A 23,208-nucleotide genomic window follows, 5' to 3' on the forward strand; every position below is an offset into this window, starting at 1 on the left:
ATGTTTCAAATTGGTGATAAAAAAATTGGTCACGGTGAACCTGCTTATATCATTGCTGAGATTGGTGTAAACCATAACGGCGATATGCAGCTCGCTAAACGATCGATTAAAAAAGCGGCAGAAATTGGTGCAGATGCAGTTAAGTTTCAAACGTTCAACAGCAAGAAGCTCGTATCAAAGTATGCGGTGAAAGCAAAGTATCAAACACAGAATACAAGTTCTGAGGAATCTCAGTTAGATATGCTAAAAAAACTCGAACTATCGTATGAAGATTATATTGAGTTAAAGGACTATTGCGAACAGCTAGGAATTGAGTTTCTTTCAACTCCGTTCGATCCGGATAGCGCAAAATTTCTTAACGAGATCGGTGTGCATGCTTTTAAAATCGGTTCAGGAGATCTTACAAACCTGCCACTTTTACAAGAAATCAGCACATACAATCGACCTGTGCTCTTATCTACAGGGATGGGTAACCTTACAGAAGTAGAGGAAGCAATTGATGCTTTAAAAGGAACTGAGACTGCGATCCTGCACTGTACGTCTAACTATCCGACACCTTGCGAAGATGTTAACCTTCGCGTGATGAATACGATGGAACAAGCTTTCGGAAAAATAGTAGGCTATTCTGATCATACACTAGGCTATGAAGTTACCGTAGCAGCCGTAACATTGGGTGCAAAAGTGATTGAGAAGCACTTTACTTTAGATCGTGACCTGCCAGGACCTGATCATAAAGCATCGATGAATCCTGAAGAGTTTGCTGAGCTTGTGCAAGCTATTCGTAATGTCGAGAAGAGCTTAGGTGATGGAATCAAGCGGTGCATGCCTTCGGAAGAAGATACTAAATCAGTAGCACGAAAAAGCCTTGTTGTGCAGGAAGATTTAAAGCCAGGGGACGTTCTAACTGAAGAGAACTTAACTGTAAAACGACCAGGAACAGGGATTCCGCCTAAATACTTTTCACTATTGATCGGTAAAACAGTGAAAACAGAAATCAAAGAAGATAATGTTCTAACGTGGAATGATGTTCTATGAGTATTGAAAAAATCACAATCGTAACAGGCACTCGTGCAGATTATGGCATCTATCACCCAGTACTTCAGCGGTTGCAGCAAGATCCTAACTTTCAAGTGAACTTACTTGTTACAGGTATGCATCTGTCTCCTCAATACGGTATGACAGTAAACGAGATCGAAAAAGACGGTTTTGCTATTTTAGGAAAAGTAGATATGCTTCTTCAAGGTGACTCGGATGCTAACATGTCTAAAGGAATAGGCATTGGGATTCTCGGAATGACGCAGTTACTTGAGCAATCAAGACCAGACCTTATGATTGTTTTGGGGGACAGAGGAGAGATGCTAGCAGCGAGCATTGCTGCAGCACACCTTAACATACCGATCGCTCATTTTCATGGTGGAGAAGTATCCGGTTCAATTGATGAGTCAGTGCGCCATTCTATCTCAAAGTTTTCACACATTCACTTTCCTGCTACAGAAAAAAGTGCGGAAAGACTTCGTAAAATGGGTGAGGATGTGTGGAGGGTGTATCCAGTAGGAGCACCTCGTATTGAAACGATACAAAATGCCGAGCTCAAGAGCTGGAATGAAGTGAAAGCAGAGTATACTCTTAAAGCAGAAGAAGACTTTATTCTTTTAGTCTTTCATCCCGTAACGACAGAGATTCAGGGAATAGAAGAACAAGTGAGAGCTGTATTAGATGCTGTTGAGAAAACGGAAAGATCTGTCGTTTGCATCATGCCTAATTCAGATGCGGGAACTGAACATATTTTACGTATCTATAAGGAGTATCAAAATCACCCGCGTTTTGATTTTGTCACAAACTTTCAGCATCTCGACTACTTGACTGTTTTAAAGCAATGTTTGGCTCTAGTCGGGAACTCATCATCTGGAATTATAGAAGCTGCTTCTTTTTCAAAACCTGTTTTGAATATTGGCTCAAGACAAAATGGCCGTGAAAGAAGTGGAAATGTGATTGATGTTCAGCCGAATGATGAGAAGATCATTCAAGGCTTGGAGAAGGTTCTTTCTCATGACTTTGTTGAAGAAGTGAGATCCATGCATAATGTTTACGGAGATGGAACGACAAGCTCGAAGGTAGCAGAGATTATAAAGAATGTAGAAGTTAACGAACAACTTCTTCAAAAGAAAATCTCTTATTAGGAGGTCCACATGTTTGTAATCATTGGTGCTGGTGGACATGCAAAAGTCGTTCTCGATATCCTTAGGGCAAGCGGTCAAGAGATTGCAGGATTTTATGATGATCATCCAGAAGCAAAGTTAGAGGATCTTCCTCTTTTAGGAAAGATTAACGAAATCTCAAATTCTGAACATCAACATATTATTGCGATTGGTAACAATAACGTTAGAGAGACGATTGCATCGCAGCTAAGTCAATTAAGCTGTAGAATCGGTTCTGCGATACATCCATCTGCTATAATCGGTAGTCATGTAACGATCGGTGATGGAACAGTGGTGATGGCGAACTGTGTTATCAATCACTCGGCTGAAATCGGAGACCATTGCATCATAAATACCGCTGCAACGGTAGATCATGACTGCAAGATTAGCGATTTTGTTCATCTTTCTCCTGGCGTCCATCTTGCTGGTAATGTTTCTGTTAGATCGAATGCCCACATTGGTATTGGTTCTTCGGTCATTCAATCGGTTAAGGTGGGAGTGGGAGCTGTGATTGGTGCAGGGGCAGCAGTCATTCATGATATTCCTGATCATACCGTGGCGGTAGGTTGTCCAGCGAAGGTCATTAAATCAAAATAAGTAAATCTTATGAGAAAGCAGGTTGGCAAAATGTCTGCAAACGATAGAATCTTATTATCTACTCCCCATATGAGCGGGAATGAACAAAAATATATTAACGAAGCATTTGAAACGAACTGGATTGCTCCACTTGGACCAAACGTTGATTTATTTGAAAAAGAAATCTCTGAATATGTGGGATCAAAAGGTGCTGCCGCAATCAGTTCAGGTACAGCAGGTATCCATCTTGCACTAGATCTGCTAGGCGTAAAAAGTGGTGACACTGTATTCTGTTCTTCTTTAACGTTTATCGCAAGTGCGAATCCCATTCTTTATTGTGGAGCGATTCCAGTATTTATCGACTCAGAACGTGAGAGCTGGAACATGTCACCGATCGCTCTTGAAAAAGCGTTTAAAGAAGCAGAGAAAACGAACACCCTTCCAAAAGCAGTAATCGTTGTTAACTTATACGGACAGAGTGCTGATATGGACCCGATCCAAGAAATCTGTAATCGCTATAACGTACCTATTGTGGAAGACGCTGCTGAATCACTTGGGGCAACGTACAAAGATAAAGCAAGTGGTACGATAGGAAAGTATGGTATCTTTTCTTTTAACGGAAATAAGATCATTACAACATCTGGCGGTGGGATGCTTGTATCAGATGATACAGAAGCATTAAGCAGAGCTCGTTTCCTTGCGACACAAGCAAGAGATCAAGCACCGCACTATCAACACAGCAAAATGGGCTATAACTATCGTATGAGTAATATTCTTGCGGGTGTAGGAAGAGCTCAATTAGAGGTATTAGATGAAAGAGTGAACGCGAGAAGAGAAGTCTTTGATCGTTATAAAATTGCTTTTTCTGAAATCGAAGCGATTGAAATGATGCCAGAAGCTGAGTTTGGCCGATCTACAAGATGGCTGACAGCTCTGACAATCAATCCTGAGAAAACCTCGCTTAAGCCGATGGACCTTATAAACTATTTAAATGAACATAATATTGAGGCACGTCCAGTATGGAAACCGTTGCATCTTCAACCTTTATTTGATGGAATAAAGTATTTTACACACGGTGAAGAAAGTATTTCTGATTATCTATTCTATAATGGTGTGTGCTTGCCTTCTGGATCGAATATGACAGTAGAGCAACAACAGCGAGTGATTGAACAAGTGAAGAAGTGCTTCGTAACAGAGAGCGCTAAAATATAATTTTATTAATATTAAAAGCAGATTCCAAAGTATCTTTGGGGTCTGTTTTTTTTTTGTCTTTCTCTCTATGTTTATCTTTATGTAAAAGCTATTTTATCTCGATCGATTAACCTTGTAGCATTAACATTTTATGCTACTGTTTATGCTTGGAATTACAAATAGAATGGATAATCCAATAACCTATTGACTACTAAATTCCTATAAAATTAGGAAATTTTAGAATTTTTTATCCTGATTCTCTTCCATTAAATTGGAAAACATTATAAAATTATAGAAGATTTTGTAGGAAAATGTCTAAATAACAAAATCTATCTGACGATAATATTGTTGGAATAGAAATTTCCAAAAAAGGGGGAGAGAGGGATTTACTTCGACCAAGTTTGATCATGGTAAAGGAAAATCATAAAGGGTAAGGGGAACGTAATGCGTAATAAAATATCAATATTATCCATTCTGTTTGTATTTATGTTTATGTCTGTTTATCATCCTAAAGTGGATGCAAGTCTTGCAAAAGGACAAGTTACCTCTTTAACAGTTGGTACTCCAATAACGGCAGGGAAAGCTATATCAATTTCTTCTGTCGCTAAAAGTCCGAATCAAGCATTGTATAAATTTCATGTTCAAGACAAGAAGTCAGGAACTTGGACAGTAATTAAAGATTATTCTTCTATTTCTTCAACAACATGGACGCCAAAATCAGAAGGCTCTTACCGCGTAGTTGTTCATGTAAGAGATAGTAAGAGCAATACTTCATATGATTCTTACACATATAAGGATGTTGTTGTAAATTCAGGTATTTCAAAAGCAAAAGTATCTGCCATGACAGTAGGAAATCCTCTTGTGATCGGAAGTTCTACAATGGTAAAAGCAACAGCTTCAAGCCATAACCAACCGCTTTATAAGTATCTTCTTGGAAACAGAACGACGAACGAGTGGACGGTTTTAAAGGATTATTCAACATCATCATCCTATTCATGGGTTCCACAAAAAGAAGGTACATTTAGAGTAGTTGTACATGTGAAAGACAGTAAAAGTAGTGCTTCCTACGACACTTATGACTATAGAGATGTTGGAGTATCTTCTGCATATACCGCATTTGCAAAGAGTTTGAACGTAAAAAAAATGGCTTATGTGGGTTACAAAGAAACAATATCAGGTAGTGCAGAGAGCACATCTCATGCGCTATATAAATTTTTCTTAAATAACCGTGATACAGGAGAATGGGTAACTTTACAGGAGTATGCAAGCAATTCTAAACTCTCCTACACACCTCCAAAACCTGGTAATCACCGTATTGTTATGCATGTGAAAGATGAAAAGAGCAAAAAGGATTATGATCACTACCGTTTTGAAGACATTACGATAAAGAATCTTTCAAAAGCAGAGGTCGAACCATTACAGACTACAGAAGATCTTTTCTTGAATCCAGCTAACGTGATCACAGCAACGGCAAAGTCGGATAACACTGCTCTTTATAAGTTTATTGTGAAACACCCAGACCAAACTTGGGAGACATTGCAAGAATTCTCTCCTAACGGAAAAATCACTTGGAAGCCTTCAAAGCTGGGTGATTACCGAGTAGTTGTACATGTGAAAGACAGTTATAGCAAGAATACGTATGATAATTACACGTTCAAAGATGTTGAAGTAAAAGAACATCCTACAGCGGATTATCAAGAGTTCAAAACAGACAGAGCGTTTTATTATGCTAATCAGACCACTAAAATTTCCCATGTGGCGAAAAGTTCAATCACAGCACAATATAAAACTGTTGTGAAGAACCAAGCAACCGGTGTTGAAACAGTTCTTCAAAATTTTGATTCGAAAACACAAATCAGTTGGACACCGAACAAAACAGGAAATTATCTGGTTAAAGTATATGCAAAGGATCAGTACAGTCCGAAAGCACATGACGATTATTATGAGAAAACCTTAACAGTTACAGAAGCTCCTAAGGCAAAACTAACGACATTTGCTATGAATGCTTCAGCGTTCTATTCGGATAAAACATATCCAGTAACGGCTGCAGCTTCCTCTTCTAACGGTGCACTGTACAAGTTCACAGTTAAAGATGAATCAACGGGTAAATGGACGATTTTAAGAGACTACAGCATGAATAGTTCTTATAACTGGGTTCCTAAATATAAAGGAAAATACAGAATGGTTGTTCATGTAAAGGATCGTTATTCAAATGCTGCTTATGACGATTATAAATTCCAAGATGTAACTGTAACAAAGATTACAAAAGTTGTGATCGATGCAGGACATGGTGGCAGTGATCCTGGAGCGGTTGGAAGCAACAAAACACATGAGGCCGACTTAACATTGGACATTTCTCAGCGTGTTGTAAAGATGCTTAACGAACAATCAGACTTTATAGGACTAACGACGAGAGATACAGACAAATATGTAACGTTGAGCGATAGAGTAGCCTTTGCAAACAGTCAGAATGCAGACTTGTTTATGTCCATTCATTACAATTCGAGCACAAGCAAGGATGCTCATGGTACTGAAACGTATATCTATTACAACTCAGATCCTACATTTGGAAAAATCATTCATAAACATCTGATAGCAGCGACAGGGTTACGAGATAGAGGGCTAAAAGAGAGTAATTTTTATGTTATTAAAAACACAAAAATGCCAGCCGCCCTTGTTGAAATTGCATTTGTCAGCAATCCGACAGAAGAAAAGTTAGCTAATACAACTGCATTCAAAGATAAAGTATCTCGCGCATTAGCAGATGCACTTATCGAATATGCGTCATTGCGTTAAAATAAGAGTTGCTCTTCGGAGCGCTCTTTTTTTGATTGTTTGTAACCTTTGGTGTAGAGGGGTATAATAAGTATGCTTTATATCCATAAACGTATTAAAATTGAGGTGTAAGGAAATTGGATGAAATATTAGTGAGTGTCATTACTCCATCATATAATGCCGAAAAATTTATTCAGCATACAATAGCTTCCGTACAATCTCAGACTCATCAAAACTGGGAGATGCTCATTGTTGATGATTGCTCGAAAGACAGCACAGTAGAGATCATCAAACAAATTTCTTCAGAGGATCCTAGAGTGAAGCTCATTCAGCTGGAGACCAATTCTGGAGCGGCAGTAGCAAGAAATACGGCCATTGAAAATGCTAATGGAAAATACATAGCTTTTTTAGACAGTGATGATTATTGGAAGCCTGAAAAGCTAGAAAAACAATTAAGTTTTATGGAAAAGAACGATTACGTGTTTTCTTATACGAATTACGATATCGTCAGTGAGGATGGCACCCCAACGGGTATTGAGGTAAAAGTCCCTCACTCTTTAACGTATCATGACCTATTAAAAAATACGATCATCGGCTGCTTAACGGTAATGGTGAATATTGAAAAGATAGGCAAATATAAGATGCCAAACATACGTACTCGGCAAGATTTTGCTTTGTGGTTATCCATTCTTAAAGACGGTTATACGGCATACGGCTTACAAGTACCTTTGTCTTGCTATCGAAAAGTTGAAGGTTCTATTTCAAGCAACAAAGTCAAAGCAGCTAAAAAGACATGGGCGGTTTATAGAAACATCGAAAAGTTAAGTTTACCTTATTCGGCATGGTGTTTTGTAAATTACGCCTATAATGCTGTCAAAAAATCAAGATAATCAGCGACTACTATGGAAATATAGATAAACCCTTAAAATAGGAGTGGAAAATCATGAAAGTAAAAAAAGCGATAATACCCGCTGCAGGATTAGGCACACGATTCTTGCCAGCAACGAAAGCACAACCAAAAGAAATGCTGCCAATCGTGGATACACCAACGATTCAATATATTATTGAAGAAGCTGTGGATGCAGGTATTGAAGACATCCTGATCGTAACGGGAAGAGGAAAGCGTGCGATCGAAGATCACTTCGATAAATCTCTTGAACTGGAAGAAACTCTTAAGGAAAAAGGCAAGGACGAAGAGTTAGCTCGTATTCAGAAAATCTCTAATATGGCTGATATTCACTATATTCGTCAAAAAGAACCAAAAGGGCTTGGACATGCTATTTGGTGTGCACGTAAATTTATTGGAAACGATCCATTTGCTGTTATGCTTGGTGATGATATTGTTCGTGCGCAAAAGCCTTGTCTAAAACAACTTATTCAAGAATTTGAAGCACGTAACTCTTCAGTAATCGGTGTTCAAGAAGTACCGACGAAAGATGTTTCTAAATATGGAGTTGTTGAATACGATAGCTCGTTCAATTCTGGCAACGGACTATATAAAGTGAAAAGCCTAGTCGAGAAGCCTTCAATCGAAGAAGCGCCGTCTAACTTGGCTATTATGGGAAGATATGTGTTAACCCCTGAGATCATAGACATTCTGGAGCATTTAAAGCCTGGAAAAGGAAACGAGATTCAGCTTACAGATGCTTTGCAGGAATTAAATGGAATACAAGAAGTGTTTGCATATCTGTTTGAAGGTAAACGCTATGATATAGGGGATAAATACGGTTTTGTGCAAGCGACTGTAGAATTCGCCTTAGAGAGAGAAGATATTGGAGAGCCTTTGCTTAATTGGCTTAAACAAGTAGTAAAAGAACGTTCATAATTGTTTATTTTGGGGAGTGGAAGAATGAATATTTGTGTTATAGGAACAGGGTATGTCGGACTAGTATCAGGAACTTGCTTTAGTGAAATCGGAAACAAAGTTACCTGTATCGATTTAGATGAAGGCAAGATCGAGCGTCTTAAACAAGGGATCATCCCGATCTATGAGCCAGGCTTAAAGGAATTGGTGTTGAAAAATATTGAAGAAGAACGTCTTCACTTTTCAACGAACTTAGCTGAAGGTATGAAGGATGCGGAAGTAGTTATCATCGCTGTTGGGACTCCGCAGGCACCATCTGGAGAAGCGAACTTAGAATATGTAGAAAATGTTGCGGTTTCGATCGGTGAAAACTTAAACGGCTATAAAGTAATCGTTACAAAGAGTACAGTTCCAGTAGGGACAGGACAGCGCGTGAAGAGCATCATTAGTGAGTATTCACACGGCAAGTATGAATTTGATGTTGCGTCTAATCCTGAGTTCCTCAGAGAAGGTTCAGCGGTATACGATACAATGAATATGGATCGTGCTGTTATTGGTGTAGAGTCTAAACGAGCAGAAGAAGTTCTTACGAAGCTTCATGAACCATTTAACACAGAGGTCGTTGTAACGAACGTTGAGACGTCAGAAATGATTAAATACGCTTCAAATGCATTTTTAGCAACAAAAATTAGTTTCATTAATGAAATCGCAAACCTAAGCGAACATTTTGGAGCAGATGTTACAAAAGTTGCTGAAGGTATGGGTCTTGATAAAAGAATCGGAAAGCACTTCTTACAAGCGGGTATCGGATACGGTGGTTCATGTTTCCCGAAAGATACGAGTGCTCTTATCCACATCGGAAGAGAAGTGGGTGAAGACCTCAGCATCCTTAAAGCTGTAGAAGAAGTTAACGGAAAGCAAAGAATGAGAATTGCTGATAAAGTGAACGAAATCTACCCTGATCTTGAAGGTAAGAAACTTGCTGTACTAGGACTAGCGTTCAAGCCAAATACAGACGATATGCGTTATGCGCCATCGATTGACCTGATTCCTTACTTTAAGAACAAAGGTGCAGAAGTAATCGCTTATGATCCTATCGCTTATGAAAACGCAGCAAAAGAGATCGAAGGACTGCAATATTCAACAGACCTTTATGAAACTGTAAAAGATAGTGATGCCGTTATCATCTTAACGGAGTGGGATGAAGTGAAAAAGATGGATCTCACAAAAGTAAAAGAATTAGTTAAGGAACCGATTATCATTGATGGCCGAAACATCTATAAGTTAGATGACATGAAAAACTCCGGCTTCTATTATGCTTCAATCGGTCGTCCAACAATCAAATAAGTGAAACGAGATGCTAGTAAAGCGCAGCTTTATTAGCATCTTTTTTATGCTCTTTTCTAAATGCTGTTGTCTGACATTGTTGTTTGACGAAAGTAGTTGATTTCCATTCCGGGTTGCTCGCTTTCCGCTGGGCAGGCGGTGAGCCACATTCGTACGATTCCGTATAAGTGTCTCACCTGTCTAGTTGCAGTGGCTAGCCCCTCGAGGTCAAAAGTTAAATGGACCATAAAGGCAAAGAGCGCCTTCATTGTCAATTCACCTTTTGCTTGTCGGGGCTGGACGAGCCACTTCCACTTTTAGGACAGCCCGCCTGTCCCGCGGGAGTCTCACACCCTCCACTCCAATCAACAGTCAAAGAAGTAAATACAAAAGATTTCAGTGCAAAAGCCTGGTTAGAATAGATTATTCTAGAAGATTGTTGCTATTGATAGCAACATGTAATGCATATCAACCACCTTTGGAGACATGATTTTTATTAAGAATTTGTAAATTCAATAAAACATATGCGTTTGAATCCCTTATAAACAGGGGATTTATACTTCAGTCGTAGAGAATCGAATGTAAAGGAATAAATTCACAGCGAAGGTATACCCAGAAAGACTCGAAAAAAGTCGAAAAAGTGAGTATCGCCTTGAAATGATCAAGGAAAGAGTTACAAAAAATTGACAAAAAAAACATATGTACACACGAAAGTTGTGTGATATGATATGAAATGGTTTATATAGTCATCATTGAAAGAAACTATGAGGTGAATGTTAGTGGCAATGAATCGCGCTGAAACAAATAATTATTATAATTCCTATACACAACAAGCTGACACAAATAAAATAGCAGAGTACTCTAAAATCAATGACTCAACGTTTCTTTTTACTAAACGTTTAATTGATTTAATGGCAGTTTTACTATTAAGCATACCCGCTACAATCATTGTTTTGATTACAATGGTAGCCATTCGAATAGAATCCAAAGGTTCTGCACTGTATTTCCAAGAACGCTGTGGACTAAACGGTAAAGTGTTCAACGTAATCAAGCTGCGTTCCATGTATACAGATGCAGAGTGCAACGGTCCGCAATGGGCACAAAAGAACGACTCACGCGTTACCAAAGTAGGTAAGTTCATTCGAGCAACTCGTATCGATGAACTACCACAGTTAATCAATGTACTGCGTGGAGACATGAGTTTCGTAGGTCCTCGTCCTGAACGACCTATGTTTGTTGAAGAGTTCTCTAAAGATATTCCTGATTTCAAGGATCGCTTGTTAGTTAAACCTGGATTGACAGGATGGGCACAAGTGAATGGCGGATATGATATTTCTGCTAAAGAAAAGCTGCACCTGGATAAGTACTACATCCGTAACATCAGCATAGCGATGGATATCAAGATTTTATTAAGTACTATTCGAGTAGTATTTACAGGTGACGGCGCAAGATAATCAGCTTAAAGAAACGCTTCTATCATCAAGATAGGAGCGTTTTCTCCATGAAAAAATGTATGTATTTCCATTTTTTTCGTTACAATAGAGATAGATTTATTATGAGAGGATCATTCATTATGAAAACTTCTAGCTTTGACAAATGGATTGACTGGATTTTTTATCTTTATATTTTCTTAATTCCCTTTTCGGTGTCAGAAGATTTTAGAGCACTAACTGGACTAATACCGGCATCTGTATTATTGACGCTTATTATTTCAATAGCATTTATGGTGTATTACATAAGGATAACTTCAAAATTACCACTCGTGTTTAATCAGCAAATTGATAAGAATTTGTTAGTTGTATTGCTTTGCTTTTTTCTGCCGGTTTTATTATCCACTTTAAGCGCTGTTTATAATTTCTTAACGATAGATGGCTATCCTTATAGTGAATACTTTAAAGGTGATTTTCCTGCTCGTATTATTAACTTTGGATTATTTTTTGTTTTGCTTATCAGTCTAGTACCATTAATCCAAAAAATGAATGCCGAACGATTACATAAATATATACTAACGTATTGGATTGCCGTCTCATTTCTCTTGTTTATCGGGTTTTGGCAGCTCCTTCACTTAACTGTTGGAGTTCCTATGTTCGATATGCAGACTCGCTCTTATGTTCATAGTGTAGGAGGGGGAGCAAAATTATTCTTTGATTTTCGACTGACCTCGTTTGCATCAGAACCAAGTTATATGGTGCCATTCGTTATTGATGGTTTATTAATCGGTGCTCTCGTTTTCAGTTCGCTCAAAAAATATGTTCTATGGAGTTTTTTGCCTGCACTCTTTATTCTGTTGTTCTCATTCTCATTGGGAGGATATTTGAACTTCTTTTTAGTAGTGTGCGGATTTCTGTTATTGATCTTTACGACACATAATCCCTTTAAGAAAAAGGTTTTGTACGCGTTAGCCGGATTGGTTGGACTTATTATCTTAGTAGGTCTAGTGAATATCAATCTTCTGTTAGAATTTGTAGGGCCTGTTATCGGTAGACTTGATACCGTATTTGATATGCAAGAACACGAAAGACTTTTCCTGCTGCTCATGCCTTTTGTTTGGATTGTTCATCATGCTCAAACCTTTTTCCAAGTGCTGTTCGGTATGGGACCAGGTTCGTTCAAATATTTAAACATCACGCAGTACTTTCCAGATGATATTCATAAAGTATACGTGACATCCAATAATGTTTACATCGACGTGCTATATGAACATGGTATGGTTGGGTTTATATTGTCATTAATATTAATTGGCTACTTTTTGTGGTACTTCTTTAAACGAAGAAATGAAGGGAAATATGCTCAAATAGGTTTCTTAATCACATTGCATCTGAGTATCACATCGCTATACAGAGCAGATTTTACGTCACCGCGCTTTTGGATGCTGTTTATTATCTTGTTCATTCTGATCCATCTCTTATCACTCAAAAAGCAAGAAAAGGTTTAAGAGCGATAAGAAGGGGCTAGACCATTATGGTCAGCCCCTCTTTTTTATGAACTTATTATATGCTTTTGGAATCAGTGATCTGCAGTTTGCTACGTTTAATACATACACAAGCAATCCGTAAACGATTCCGCCGATACCTACTTTTAAGAACATCCACAGTACTCCATTCACGTTGTATAGTGGATAAAGACACAAAGCCATACCGAAAGTAGCAATAAAAAGTTTTGCGACATTCCGACCAGGGAAAGTTAAAGGAAATGCTTTCTTTCCGATTGTCCAGCTCATCATGATTGCAACAATATAAGCGATAATGGATGCGTAAGCTGAGCCTTTAATTCCGAATTGGGGAATCAGCAAGAAGTTAAGAATGATGTTAATAACTCCAGCAATCAAAACTGGCCAAATTTGAAATAGCGTCTTCTTACCAAGTTCGAACGCTAAGTCAAAGTAATAGGTCTTAATGCTTTGAATAAACACAGCTACACATATCAGTGAAAATATTATTCCTCCGGCTTCTCTAAAACTTGCCCCTAAAAAAACAGATGTAATATCAGGGCTAAGCAAAATGAGCCCTGCTGTTGCAGGTAGACCAATAAAGAAAAGCAGGATCGTATTTTGATCTAGCTGCTTTTGAGCAGCCTTAACACCTTCTGTTTCAAGAGCTTTAATCACTAGAGGATAAGCTGCTAAATTTACGATCATCATCAGCAGGACTAGAATCTGTTTCGCAAGGTCGTATCCTACAGAATATAGACCCGTACTCTTTGTTCCTAATAAGTAGCCGATGATAAATCGATCAGAACTAAAGATGATATAGTTCATCGATAACGTAGCGACTAATGGCATTCCGTAACGAAATACTTCCTTTACCAAATCCCAATCTATATGACGTAATCTGATTTTTTTAAGATATCTTGGAAGGAGATATACTAAAGGTATTATCATTCCAATAATCAGACCCCAAAGAATTGAGCTAGCTTCCAGACCCCACTTAATTAACAAGAAAGAAATTCCTAAAGAAAGTACGGTTTTCACAAGTGTGATGATTCCATAAAGAAGGGACGATAATTTTGATCTTAAGTATTCTGTGGCCATGTCGAATAAGTTTTGAACAAGCAACAATCCTAGTCCGATCATCCATAGTGCTTGCCATTCGTCCGTTCTTGCAAAGTAAAAGAAGGGTCCTGTAAATAAAATAAGAGAAAATCCTACTAAAGATAGAAAGGCAGCCGATATTGAACTTAGAAATAAATTTTCCTGTTCCGTATATTTAGGTGCAAATCGCAGCAAACCTAGTCGCAGCCAGTGAAAAATACCAGTACTAGCAAATCCCACTGCTGACAAGACTAGAGCGTATTTTCCGTATTCTGAAGGTGATAAGAGCCTTGTATATAGAGCGATTGCAGCAAAATTAACAAGACCAGGAAGGCCTCTTGATAAGAAATAGATAAACGTGTGTTTTAATAACATTTTATGCTCCTAACATATTTTTACATCATTTTAACCACTATAAAAATAAAAGATGGGTCGAAACGTGTCAAAGATAGTCTTTTTATATTAAAATTTGTAAATTATTATCAAGGTCTTTTGTGCTATAATGTATCCTGATACAAATATATAGATAGAAATTAAATCAAGCAATAGTAATCTCATTATAGTATGTAAATGTACCCTTTTAAAATAAAGGCTATACGGTAAAGTATGAAGCTTAGAAATCACATTGTTAGAAAAGAAATGGAGAGTTTAAGATGGATGAGCGCAATAGAAGTATACGCAGGAATAGGAAGAAACGTAAGAAAAAGCGTTTGTTATTGGGTTGTTCTGTATTTTTCCTTATCCTATTAGGGATAGGCGGTTTTCTGTTCTACAACGTTTATCAGGCTGCCAATAACTCGTTTTCAGATTTAGAACGAGGTGAACACTCTAAGCTTCGTGAAGAGTCTGTTGCAATCGGGAAAGACCCTATCAACATTTTAATCATGGGAATTGAGGATTATTCGAGTGGAGGAAACGGGCGAACAGACTCGTTAATGGTCGCTTCGATTAACCCAGAGAAAAACTCAATCAAAATGCTAAGTATCCCTCGTGATACGTATGTTGATATTGAAGGACATGGCCAAACGAAAATTAACCATGCCCATGTTTACGGTGGCAAAGAGTTAACCATTGATACGGTAGAAGGTTTGTTAGATGTTCCAATTGATTATTACGCAACGGTGAACTTTAAAGGGTTCAAGGATGTTATTGATGAAATTGGCGGAGTTACAGTTGATGTTCCATTTGATTTTTCTGAAGTAAGTGATGGAGAAGCTGGATCTGACAAGCATAAGATTTATTTCAAAGAAGGCGAAATGACTCTTAACGGTCAAGAAGCTCTAGCTTATGTTCGTATGAGAAAGCAAGACCCTAGAGGTGACTTTGGACGAAGCGAAAGACAAAAACAAGTCATCCAAGCTGCGATTAAAGAAAGTGCATCTGTAAGTACGCTATTGAACTTTAGTGATATTGCTAAACACATTGGAGATAATGTTGAGACGAATCTTTCCGTTCGTGAGATGTACACGTTGAAGAATAAATATGGAAATAAGAAAATTGACAGCTTAACCCTTGAAGGTGTAGATGATACAATTAATGGTGTTTACTATTTTGTGCCGACTGAAGAAGGGTTAGCGAATCTTCAAAATGAGTTAAAAATGCAATTAGGACAAGAAGTTTCTGCTTCAGAAACAACAAACACAGAGTCAGATTCGAGTGGATCTGAAGCAAATGACTACAGCGAAGATCAAAATTAAATGTTAAAAGCTGCTTCGAGAAGTTCTCGAAGCAGCTTTTTTTCTGTATCATTGTTTCTTTTTATGTGGAGCCCAAAAACCTGATAAAAATTGGGTAAGAGGTTTTTTTTGGCCCATTAATCCTAAAAACTCTGCAGCGAGTTCAATCGTGACAAGTAAAAGAAGAAACAAGAAGAACGACTCTTCTAAAGTGGATAGTGAAAAAGCGAAGGCCAGTGCACTAAAGAAAATGCTTATTCCATAGATCAGTAAAACCGTTTTCGGATGGCTGAACCCTCTTGCCAAAAGTCTGTGGTGCAAATGAGACTTATCAGGCTGAGACCACTTTTGTTTGTTAACAAGTCGCCGTAAAATGGCAAAGGTGGTGTCCATAAAAGGAACACCTAAAATCATGATCGGTACGAATAGAGATAAGAAGGTGACGCTTTTAAAGAAGCCAGAAATTGAGATGAGTGCAATCAAGAGACCTAATAACTGCGACCCCGTATCCCCCATAAAAATCTTAGCTGGATAAAAATTGAAGAATAAAAACCCTAGTGTGCTTCCTGTTACAATGACACAAAGCATGATAACAAGAATTTGATCTTTACCTAAAGCCATAATCAATATAGTGGAGAGGGCAATCGTCGAGACTCCTCCTGCAAGCCCATCTAGACCATCAATGAGATTGATTGCATTGATTAGCCCAATAAACCAAAATAACGTAAGAGGGATACTCATAAGTTGAAGCTCTACTAAGCCGAAATAAGGAATCGTAATATAGTCGATCACAAATCCGCCATAGATTAAGACAAATGCGGATAAGAATTGACCAAGAAGCTTTTGCTTAGCAGAAAGCTCGTACATATCATCTAATACACCCGTAATAACGATGATTAATGTACTAAGAAAAATATAAGTGGTCGTATGGCTATCGATTGGCAGAATAAAAAGGCCAGCCAAAAACGCAGCATAAATGGCTAGACCACCTAATCTAGGCTTAATTTCACTATGTACTTTTCTTTTATTAGGCTTATCAACAGCACCTATCTTCTTTGCTAAAAATGCAACAAACGGTGTGATTGAAAGGGCGATAAAAAAACAAGAGATAAAAGCAATGAAAAGTTGAAGGTTCATGGAATTGCACCTTTCCAAGAAAGTAAACTCTGCATTAGTTTTATCTCTTATGCTGAAAATTATTAAATTGTCTTTTCTAAATACTCCTCTGCACCAAAAACAATCTCACTTTGTGCGTTCGAAAGGTCGATGATCCACTCTTTAAAGATTTCTTTTTCTTTTATTGGTACATACATCTGAATCTCCACTTTTTCCATATAGTTCATCTCTTTGATGGGGTAAACAGAGTTGCGCAGTTCGTTCTCCATTTTTCCGAGAAGCGTATAATACACGGTAATGTGAACGATCTGTTGAAGTTGACGTTCAACAACGCCAATGTGGTTGAGGCCTTCTGAAACTGACTTGCCGTACGCACGGATAAGTCCTCCAGCTCCTAATTTGATTCCGCCGAAGTAACGAGTAACAACTGCAACGGTGTCTTTCAATTGCCTTTTCTTAAGAACTTCTAAAATTGGAACACCCGCAGTACCGCTCGGTTCTCCGTCATCGTTCGCTTTTTGAATGTTATCGGTTTCTCCAATTAAATATGCAGAACAGTTATGTGTGGCGCTGTTATGTTCTTTCTTAATTTTTTGAATGAATTCTTGTGCTTCTTCTTCAGTGGTAGCTCGTGCGATATGTGCGATAAAACGAGATTTTTCAATCACAATCTCGTGCTGTCCTTCGCATTTTACGGTAAGATAGTTGGCAAGCATATAGGGTAAAACTCCTTTGAGTAGTGAATATTATGAATTCCATGTCAAATTTGTCGAATAATCTTCATGTTTCAAGTGTATCGTGTTATCCTTCATTATAAGGTGATTATAAATTGCATTCAAATTCTTAAAATTTTTTTAGCATTAAAAGTCATAAAATTCCACATCCTGGCGAATGTAGTATATTAGAAGGATTAATGTCTTCGAGGTATGATTCGTCCAAGTGGGTATTAAGTCCTATTTATAAATTAGGCAAGATGGTTCTAGAACTTCCGGGTACACTTCTTTATCGTGTTAATTGGGGGAAATTTACATGACTGCAGCTAAGTTAACGATAGATCCACATTTGTTGGACGGAATACTAAATCAAACCATCGATACGGTTACGGCAAGCCAATCGCAAATTTTTGAGATCAGCGAGCATTCTCGCCAAGAGTTTCAGCAGCTGCGCCGTGAGCTTGAGTTAGTGAAGCAGCAGGTCATAGAGGTCATACATAAATCTGACCGGACCGAGGAATATGCAAAGCTGGCACGAACTCGACTGGCCGAGGTGAGTAAGCATTTTCAAAAGTACAGCGAATCTGATATTCGTGATGCATATGAGAATGCCAATAAGTATCAGATTGAACTATCCATCATCCGGCAAACAGAGAAACAGCTTCGGGAAAAAAGAGATGAACTCGAACGGAGAATCGGCGCATTGAACGATACCGTTCAAAAAGCGGAGTCTCTTGCAGGTCAGATTTCTGTTGTTTTAAATTATCTTAACGGTGATTTAAGAAAGATTAACGAACTCGTACAAAACGCTCAGCAAAAACAAGAGTTTGGACTTCAGATTATTGAAGCACAAGAAGAAGAGCGTAAACGAGTCTCACGTGAAATCCATGACGGCCCGGCTCAATTGATGGCGAATGTCCTCATTCGCTCGGAACTGTTAGAGAAAATCTTTGTAGAAAAAGGAACTGAGGCTGCTCGTGTTGAAATAAAAGATTTACGGGTTATGGTCCGTGATTCTTTAAAAGAGGTCCGTAGAATTATTTACGACCTGCGCCCGATGGCTTTAGACGATCTTGGTATCGTTCCGACGTTAGACAAATATTTACGTAATGTGAAAGAAAGTACAGGTAAAGAAGTCGAGCTTCATGCGCTTGGTCAGACCCGACGGTTTCCGAATAAGATGGAGATCGCGATTTTCCGTTTGATCCAAGAATCGGTGAGCAATGCCGTTAAGCATTCTGAAGCAAATCTGATTGAGGTAAAGTTAGAGTTTACTCAAAAGTTTATTTCATTATATATCCGAGATGATGGCAAAGGGTTCGATATGGCACAGCCTACAAAATCAAATTCCTTTGGCATGATGGGGATGAGAGAGCGGGTCGAACTGCTCGAAGGAACTCTAAAAGTGAAATCCCGCATAAACTTCGGTACAAGTGTTTACATTCAAATTCCCATTCAAGACTAGGAGGGTTCACACATGAATAATGTTAATGTGTACGAAAATAACGCCTCAGCACCTGAGAAAACAAGAATAGCAATCATTGATGACCATCGTTTGTTCCGTGAAGGAGTAAAACGTATTCTAGATATGGAAGATCAATTCTCTGTTGTTGCTGAAGGTGATGATGGCTCTGAAGCGGAAAACATCGTCCGCGATCATAATCCAGATGTGGTGTTGATGGATATCAATATGCCAAACATCAACGGTGTTGAAGCAACTCGTCGTTTGGTTGAGAAGTCTCCTGATACGAAGGTGATTATCCTTTCGATCCACGATGATGAGACGTATGTGTCACATGCGGTTCAAACGGGTGCATCTGGTTACCTCCTAAAAGAAATGGATGCTGATTCATTGATTGAAGCGGTTCGTGTTGTTGCAGATGGTGGTGCTTATCTTCATCCGAAGATTACGTATAATCTTTTGAACGAATTCCGACGTTTATCGACATCGAATAAAACACAGCAAAACAAAGCTGGTTTTGTGGAAGTGGAGTATCGTAAGCCGCTTCATATCTTAACGCGTCGTGAGTGTGAGGTTCTTCAGTTGTTGGCGGATGGACGCAGCAACCGTACGATTGGGGAAGAGCTTTATATTAGTGAGAAGACGGTTAAGAACCATGTGAGTAATATTCTGCAGAAGATGAATGTGAATGATCGTACGCAGGCTGTTGTTGAGGCGATCAAGAATGGTTGGGTAAAGGTGCGTTGATTTGATTTTAGGAGAAAAGACCTTCGATTTTGAAGGTCTTTTTTGTTTTGTCTTTTTGGAGCGGGTGGGGTGGTGCGGGGATATATATTTGAATCATTGTGGGTGGTTTTTAGAGTTTCTCAGGATGATGTGAGCTGTTAATTTCCGTTGCAGATACTCGCTTTCCGCGGGGCAGGCGGTGAGCCCCTTGCCGCTTTGCGCCGTTAAGTGTCTCACCTGTCTAGTTGCAGTGGCTAGCCCCTAGAGTCAAAAGTTTAACGGTCAAGAAGGCAAAGTGCGCCTTCATAGCCCATTCAACTTTTGCTGGTCGGGGCTGAACAAGCCACTTCCACTTTTCGAGCTGACCGCTTGTCCCGCAGGAGTCTCGCATCTTCCACTCCAATTAACTTTCGGAGAGGAGTAAAAATACAAATCCTTCTCCCGTTTGATTACAAGGTTTAAGAGAAAAAACAATCAACTCAAGCTCATTTCGAGGATCTTTTCTTCTGAAGGAACGGTTATTGGGAATTCTAGTGAGACTTTTGTTCCGTAGCCTTCTTTTGATTCAATCCTCATCTTTCCTCCGTGGTTCTGGACGATTTGGTAGCAGATTAAGAGGCCGAGTCCAGGATTGCCTTCTTTTGTTGTATAGAACGGCTGTCCGAGCTTTGATAGGAGGTGCTCGGGGATGCCGGGTCCATCATCTTGAATGGCGATCGTGATGTTTTCTTTCGTTTGTTTGAGCTGAAGCGAGATATTTCCCCATGAAGGTGTCGCTTCTAACGCATTTTTTACGATATTTAAAATGAGTTGAGCTATTAGATTTTCTTCGCATTGTAAAAGAACGGGTTGTTCTGGCAGATCGAGGTTTAGTGAGATAGTTTCAAATTCTGTTTCTTCTTCTATAAATTTAAGCGAGCGTTTGATGACTTCGTTTAAGTCGTGGTTACTTTTCAAAATCATATGTGGTCGAGCAAGTATCATAAGCTGGCTGATGATAAAGTTTATTCGATCTGTTTCTCGTAACATGATGCCTAAGAAATGGTGCGTTTCTTCTGTTGTGTTTTGAGACTGAAACAATTGCGCGAACCCTTTTATAGAGGTTAGAGGGTTCCGGATCTCATGCGCAAGACCCGCCGCAAGTTCTCCGACATAAGCGAGCGTGTTTGCTCTTTGTTTAAAGTTTTGAGCTTCATTGATGGCGGTCATGTCTTTTGCGATTCCGATTACAGCGGTCATATCACTTCTTATTGAATAAGGGATGCTCGTAATATCAAGCTCTATTTCGTAACCTTCTTTATGGATGATGGTAAGTGGATGTTTGATTGTTTCGCCTTCAATCACTCTATTTAAGTAATCCAGTGAATTTGAGATTTCATTTTCTTTTAAAAGGTTTGTATACGGCATATCGTGCAGCTCTTCTAATGAATAGCCAGTGATCTGTACAAGTGAGGAATTTACTTTTATAAAATTCAAATCTGGTCCGATTACAAAAACACCTTCAGGATTCAATTCGAATAGTGAGTTGTACCGGTGCTCAGATTCAAGCAGTTGAAATTGATGCTCTACGAGCCTCTTTTGGTTTCGCTGTTCTAGAATGTATAGAATCAATACGACGGTTGTCGCACCGAAAACTAGTAAAGTAGCTGTCATGTTGATGTTGTTGATTGGAAAACTGCTATGCCAATCGAAAGAAGGCGTCCCAGCCATTAAGCCCATCTCACCGATATAGTGCATAAGACTAACACCTAGTGTGAATGAAAGACTTGCTGAGACTTTTCTTGCTGAAAAACTTGTTTTAGTGAGTATATAAAAGCCGAGCCATGAAAAAAAATAGGCTGAAGAAATTGAAAGTAAGATAAACATGAAATTGGGTTCCATCGGCATATGCAAGTGCATAGAAAACAACCCAATCACATGAACAGACACTAAACCGATGCTAAATAAACTAACGGGTACAAAGAGTTTATTCTGCGGTCTTCCAGAGGTGAAATGTAAGAACGATATATAAGAGAAGAAAATACCTGCAGCAAGTGCTGCGGTAACAACTAAAAAATTGTAGTTTACACGAACGGGACTTTGGATGGATAACATTCCCATGTAGTGAGTTGCCCAAACTGCGATGCCCATTGTAACAGAACCTATTAGTAAGAATTGTTGCTGCGATTTTTGCTCTACTGTACGTCGATTGACCCAATCGAGTGAGATTAAAGCGAACAGAAAGCAAACGAATAGAGAGAGTATTACGATATATAGATTATGATCCAATGGTCCTAGCCCTCCTTTAATACATGTCTCACATTCTAATTTCTTCCATATCCGACAAATTCCTTCTTCATTCGAAAAAAACTTTTAAAAAGATTAATAATTCGTGTGCTTAATAATGAACACCGGTGTTGAAAACGGTTTGGACATGATTTAAAAATGTTAAAAGTAAGTAATAAAGATGATTTTGAAGGGGTGTTAACTGATGTTGATACCAAAAAAATAAATTAAAATCTCGAGAAACATGTGCTTCACAAGCTTAAATTAAGCAAATGACTTATGCAGAATCACTTTATATTGTAAGGTGCTTTCTCGGAATGCAGAAAACAGGTAAAAAGCTCATAAAGGAAAGTTGAAGAAAAAAGAGAATACTTAGTGTAAGTAAATTTGAATTTAGTGAATTACTTTTTCTGATGGTGTACACTGTTAGAGGAGAAATAAACAGATTTTTGGCATAAGAGAGGACTAAAATTATGAGCAAGGTAGCCGTCATTACAGATAGTACTTCCTACATACCCGAACATATCCGCAACGAAAAAAATATTGTAATGATTTCGCTCAACGTGGTTTTTGACAAAGAAACATACAAAGAAGAAGCTGAAATAAAAGCAGACGATTTTTACGACATGGTTGGTAAAGAAGGAGCCCTTCCAAAAACGTCACAGCCCGCAATTGGCGAGCTTGTGGAACTATTAGAAGAGCTATCTCAAAACTATGATGAAGCAGTGATGATTACTTTATCGAGTGGCATAAGCGGAACCTATCAAAGTGCAGTAGCAGCAGGCGAAATGGTTGAAGGAATCAAGCTGCATGTATTTGATTCTGAGATCAGCTGTTCACCTCAAGCCTTTTATGTGTTGAAAGCTGCTGAGCTAGCAAGTGAAGGTGCAAACGGTTATGACATTATGAATCACCTTTTGCAGATGAAGAACAACGGCATTCCCGCTTACTTCATGGTCGATGATTTAAATCATTTGCACCGCGGAGGTCGTTTGAACACCGCACAGCTTTTTGTAGGAAATTTACTTCAAATCAAACCGATTCTTCACTTTGAAGAAAAAAAGATCGTTCCTTTTGAAAAAGTACGCACGAAGAAAAAAGCATTAAAACGTATTTTCGATATCATGGATGAGACTGTGCAACCAAATGATAAAGTAAAAATCAGTGTGATTCATGCTAAACGTGAAGATGAAGCGGTAGAAATTGCTGACGAGTTACGTAAAAAGTTTGTAAACGCAGACGTCTGGGTAAGCTATTTCGGACCTGTAATCGGCACTCACTTAGGTGAAGGCTCACTCGGCATTACGTGGATAAAAGAATAATCATTGGAGAGATGAAAATGAAATCTCT

The 23,208-nt window shown here is 38.6% G+C and carries 18 protein-coding genes; 14 read left to right on the forward strand and 4 right to left on the reverse strand.

Features of this window, described 5'->3' with window-relative positions:
- From neuB to FS458_RS03275, 10 genes are all read left to right on the forward strand, one after another.
- Positions 1–1,035, forward strand: coding sequence for an N-acetylneuraminate synthase (gene neuB / locus FS458_RS03230; protein ID WP_144697806.1), 1,035 nt, complete (start codon positions 1–3; stop codon positions 1,033–1,035).
- Positions 1,032–2,180, forward strand: coding sequence for a UDP-N-acetylglucosamine 2-epimerase (neuC, locus tag FS458_RS03235; RefSeq protein WP_260858304.1), 1,149 nt, complete (start codon positions 1,032–1,034; stop codon positions 2,178–2,180). The genes neuB and neuC overlap by 4 nt, the downstream gene beginning before the upstream one ends.
- Positions 2,181–2,189: 9 nt before the next feature.
- Positions 2,190–2,795, forward strand: a complete 606-nt coding sequence (locus FS458_RS03240; RefSeq protein ID WP_144697808.1) for an acetyltransferase — start codon at positions 2,190–2,192, stop codon at positions 2,793–2,795.
- 30 nt (positions 2,796–2,825) lie between these two features.
- The gene (locus FS458_RS03245; RefSeq protein ID WP_144697810.1) at positions 2,826–3,986 is read left to right on the forward strand and encodes a DegT/DnrJ/EryC1/StrS family aminotransferase; all 1,161 of its coding nucleotides are present in this window, start codon (positions 2,826–2,828) and stop codon (positions 3,984–3,986) included.
- Positions 3,987–4,409: 423 nt separating this feature from the next.
- Complete coding sequence (locus FS458_RS03250) at positions 4,410–6,761, forward strand: N-acetylmuramoyl-L-alanine amidase (protein WP_144697812.1); 2,352 nt, start codon at positions 4,410–4,412, stop codon at positions 6,759–6,761.
- A 116-nt stretch (positions 6,762–6,877) separates the two neighbouring features.
- The gene (locus FS458_RS03255) at positions 6,878–7,630 is read left to right on the forward strand and encodes a glycosyltransferase family 2 protein (RefSeq protein ID WP_144697814.1); all 753 of its coding nucleotides are present in this window, start codon (positions 6,878–6,880) and stop codon (positions 7,628–7,630) included.
- Positions 7,631–7,683: 53 nt separating this feature from the next.
- Positions 7,684–8,565: a UTP--glucose-1-phosphate uridylyltransferase GalU gene (gene galU / locus FS458_RS03260; protein ID WP_144697816.1), complete on the forward strand. Its 882-nt coding sequence runs from the start codon at positions 7,684–7,686 to the stop codon at positions 8,563–8,565.
- 24 nt (positions 8,566–8,589) lie between these two features.
- Entirely contained in the window at positions 8,590–9,891 is a 1,302-nt protein-coding gene (locus FS458_RS03265) for a UDP-glucose dehydrogenase family protein (protein WP_144697818.1), read from the forward strand.
- A 764-nt stretch (positions 9,892–10,655) separates the two neighbouring features.
- Positions 10,656–11,324 carry a sugar transferase gene (locus tag FS458_RS03270; RefSeq protein ID WP_144703242.1) on the forward strand — a complete coding sequence of 223 codons (669 nt, stop codon included), beginning with the start codon at positions 10,656–10,658 and terminating at the stop codon, positions 11,322–11,324.
- Positions 11,325–11,443: 119 nt separating this feature from the next.
- Positions 11,444–12,805 carry an O-antigen ligase family protein gene (locus FS458_RS03275; protein ID WP_144697820.1) on the forward strand — a complete coding sequence of 454 codons (1,362 nt, stop codon included), beginning with the start codon at positions 11,444–11,446 and terminating at the stop codon, positions 12,803–12,805.
- A 30-nt stretch (positions 12,806–12,835) separates the two neighbouring features.
- Here the strand turns inward: FS458_RS03275 and FS458_RS03280 are convergent, their stop codons facing one another.
- On the reverse strand, positions 12,836–14,275 hold the full coding sequence (locus FS458_RS03280) for an oligosaccharide flippase family protein (RefSeq protein WP_144697822.1): 1,440 nt from the start codon (positions 14,273–14,275) through the stop codon (positions 12,836–12,838).
- A gap of 278 nt (positions 14,276–14,553) precedes the next feature.
- Here FS458_RS03280 and FS458_RS03285 point away from each other — a divergent pair, with 278 nt between their 5' ends.
- Positions 14,554–15,597: an LCP family protein gene (locus tag FS458_RS03285; protein WP_144697824.1), complete on the forward strand. Its 1,044-nt coding sequence runs from the start codon at positions 14,554–14,556 to the stop codon at positions 15,595–15,597.
- A gap of 48 nt (positions 15,598–15,645) precedes the next feature.
- Here the strand turns inward: FS458_RS03285 and FS458_RS03290 are convergent, their stop codons facing one another.
- Both FS458_RS03290 and FS458_RS03295 read right to left on the reverse strand, forming a co-directional pair.
- Positions 15,646–16,713, reverse strand: a complete 1,068-nt coding sequence (locus FS458_RS03290) for a glycosyltransferase family 4 protein (protein ID WP_144697827.1) — start codon at positions 16,711–16,713, stop codon at positions 15,646–15,648.
- Positions 16,714–16,775: 62 nt separating this feature from the next.
- Complete coding sequence (locus FS458_RS03295; protein WP_144697829.1) at positions 16,776–17,408, reverse strand: YigZ family protein; 633 nt, start codon at positions 17,406–17,408, stop codon at positions 16,776–16,778.
- A gap of 313 nt (positions 17,409–17,721) precedes the next feature.
- On the opposite strand from FS458_RS03295, the gene FS458_RS03300 reads away from it, so the two are divergent.
- Entirely contained in the window at positions 17,722–18,870 is a 1,149-nt protein-coding gene (locus FS458_RS03300; RefSeq protein ID WP_144697831.1) for a sensor histidine kinase, read from the forward strand.
- Positions 18,871–18,882: 12 nt separating this feature from the next.
- Positions 18,883–19,614: a response regulator gene (locus FS458_RS03305; RefSeq protein ID WP_137792006.1), complete on the forward strand. Its 732-nt coding sequence runs from the start codon at positions 18,883–18,885 to the stop codon at positions 19,612–19,614.
- 453 nt (positions 19,615–20,067) lie between these two features.
- Here the strand turns inward: FS458_RS03305 and FS458_RS03310 are convergent, their stop codons facing one another.
- Entirely contained in the window at positions 20,068–21,861 is a 1,794-nt protein-coding gene (locus FS458_RS03310; RefSeq protein ID WP_144697833.1) for an ATP-binding protein, read from the reverse strand.
- A 470-nt stretch (positions 21,862–22,331) separates the two neighbouring features.
- Here FS458_RS03310 and FS458_RS03315 point away from each other — a divergent pair, with 470 nt between their 5' ends.
- Positions 22,332–23,180, forward strand: coding sequence for a DegV family protein (locus tag FS458_RS03315; protein WP_144697835.1), 849 nt, complete (start codon positions 22,332–22,334; stop codon positions 23,178–23,180).
- The last annotated feature ends 28 nt before the right edge of the window (positions 23,181–23,208 follow it).

Origin of the sequence: Fictibacillus phosphorivorans, assembly GCF_007673525.1 — a bacterium.
Lineage (GTDB): Bacteria > Bacillota > Bacilli > Bacillales > Fictibacillaceae > Fictibacillus > Fictibacillus phosphorivorans_C.

What these genes read in the sequence shown, in the direction of transcription:
- neuB (WP_144697806.1), top strand. Translation starts at nt 1, where the DNA reads ATGTTTCAAATTGGTGATAAAAAAATTGGTCACGGTGAACCTGCTTAT.
- neuC (WP_260858304.1), top strand. Translation starts at nt 1,032, where the DNA reads ATGAGTATTGAAAAAATCACAATCGTAACAGGCACTCGTGCAGATTAT.
- FS458_RS03240 (WP_144697808.1), top strand. Translation starts at nt 2,190, where the DNA reads ATGTTTGTAATCATTGGTGCTGGTGGACATGCAAAAGTCGTTCTCGAT.
- FS458_RS03245 (WP_144697810.1), top strand. Translation starts at nt 2,826, where the DNA reads ATGTCTGCAAACGATAGAATCTTATTATCTACTCCCCATATGAGCGGG.
- FS458_RS03250 (WP_144697812.1), top strand. Translation starts at nt 4,410, where the DNA reads ATGCGTAATAAAATATCAATATTATCCATTCTGTTTGTATTTATGTTT.
- galU (WP_144697816.1), top strand. Translation starts at nt 7,684, where the DNA reads ATGAAAGTAAAAAAAGCGATAATACCCGCTGCAGGATTAGGCACACGA.
- FS458_RS03265 (WP_144697818.1), top strand. Translation starts at nt 8,590, where the DNA reads ATGAATATTTGTGTTATAGGAACAGGGTATGTCGGACTAGTATCAGGA.
- FS458_RS03270 (WP_144703242.1), top strand. Translation starts at nt 10,656, where the DNA reads ATGAATCGCGCTGAAACAAATAATTATTATAATTCCTATACACAACAA.
- FS458_RS03275 (WP_144697820.1), top strand. Translation starts at nt 11,444, where the DNA reads ATGAAAACTTCTAGCTTTGACAAATGGATTGACTGGATTTTTTATCTT.
- FS458_RS03280 (WP_144697822.1), bottom strand. Translation starts at nt 14,275, where the DNA reads ATGTTATTAAAACACACGTTTATCTATTTCTTATCAAGAGGCCTTCCT.
- FS458_RS03285 (WP_144697824.1), top strand. Translation starts at nt 14,554, where the DNA reads ATGGATGAGCGCAATAGAAGTATACGCAGGAATAGGAAGAAACGTAAG.
- FS458_RS03290 (WP_144697827.1), bottom strand. Translation starts at nt 16,713, where the DNA reads ATGAACCTTCAACTTTTCATTGCTTTTATCTCTTGTTTTTTTATCGCC.
- FS458_RS03295 (WP_144697829.1), bottom strand. Translation starts at nt 17,408, where the DNA reads ATGCTTGCCAACTATCTTACCGTAAAATGCGAAGGACAGCACGAGATT.
- FS458_RS03300 (WP_144697831.1), top strand. Translation starts at nt 17,722, where the DNA reads ATGACTGCAGCTAAGTTAACGATAGATCCACATTTGTTGGACGGAATA.
- FS458_RS03305 (WP_137792006.1), top strand. Translation starts at nt 18,883, where the DNA reads ATGAATAATGTTAATGTGTACGAAAATAACGCCTCAGCACCTGAGAAA.
- FS458_RS03315 (WP_144697835.1), top strand. Translation starts at nt 22,332, where the DNA reads ATGAGCAAGGTAGCCGTCATTACAGATAGTACTTCCTACATACCCGAA.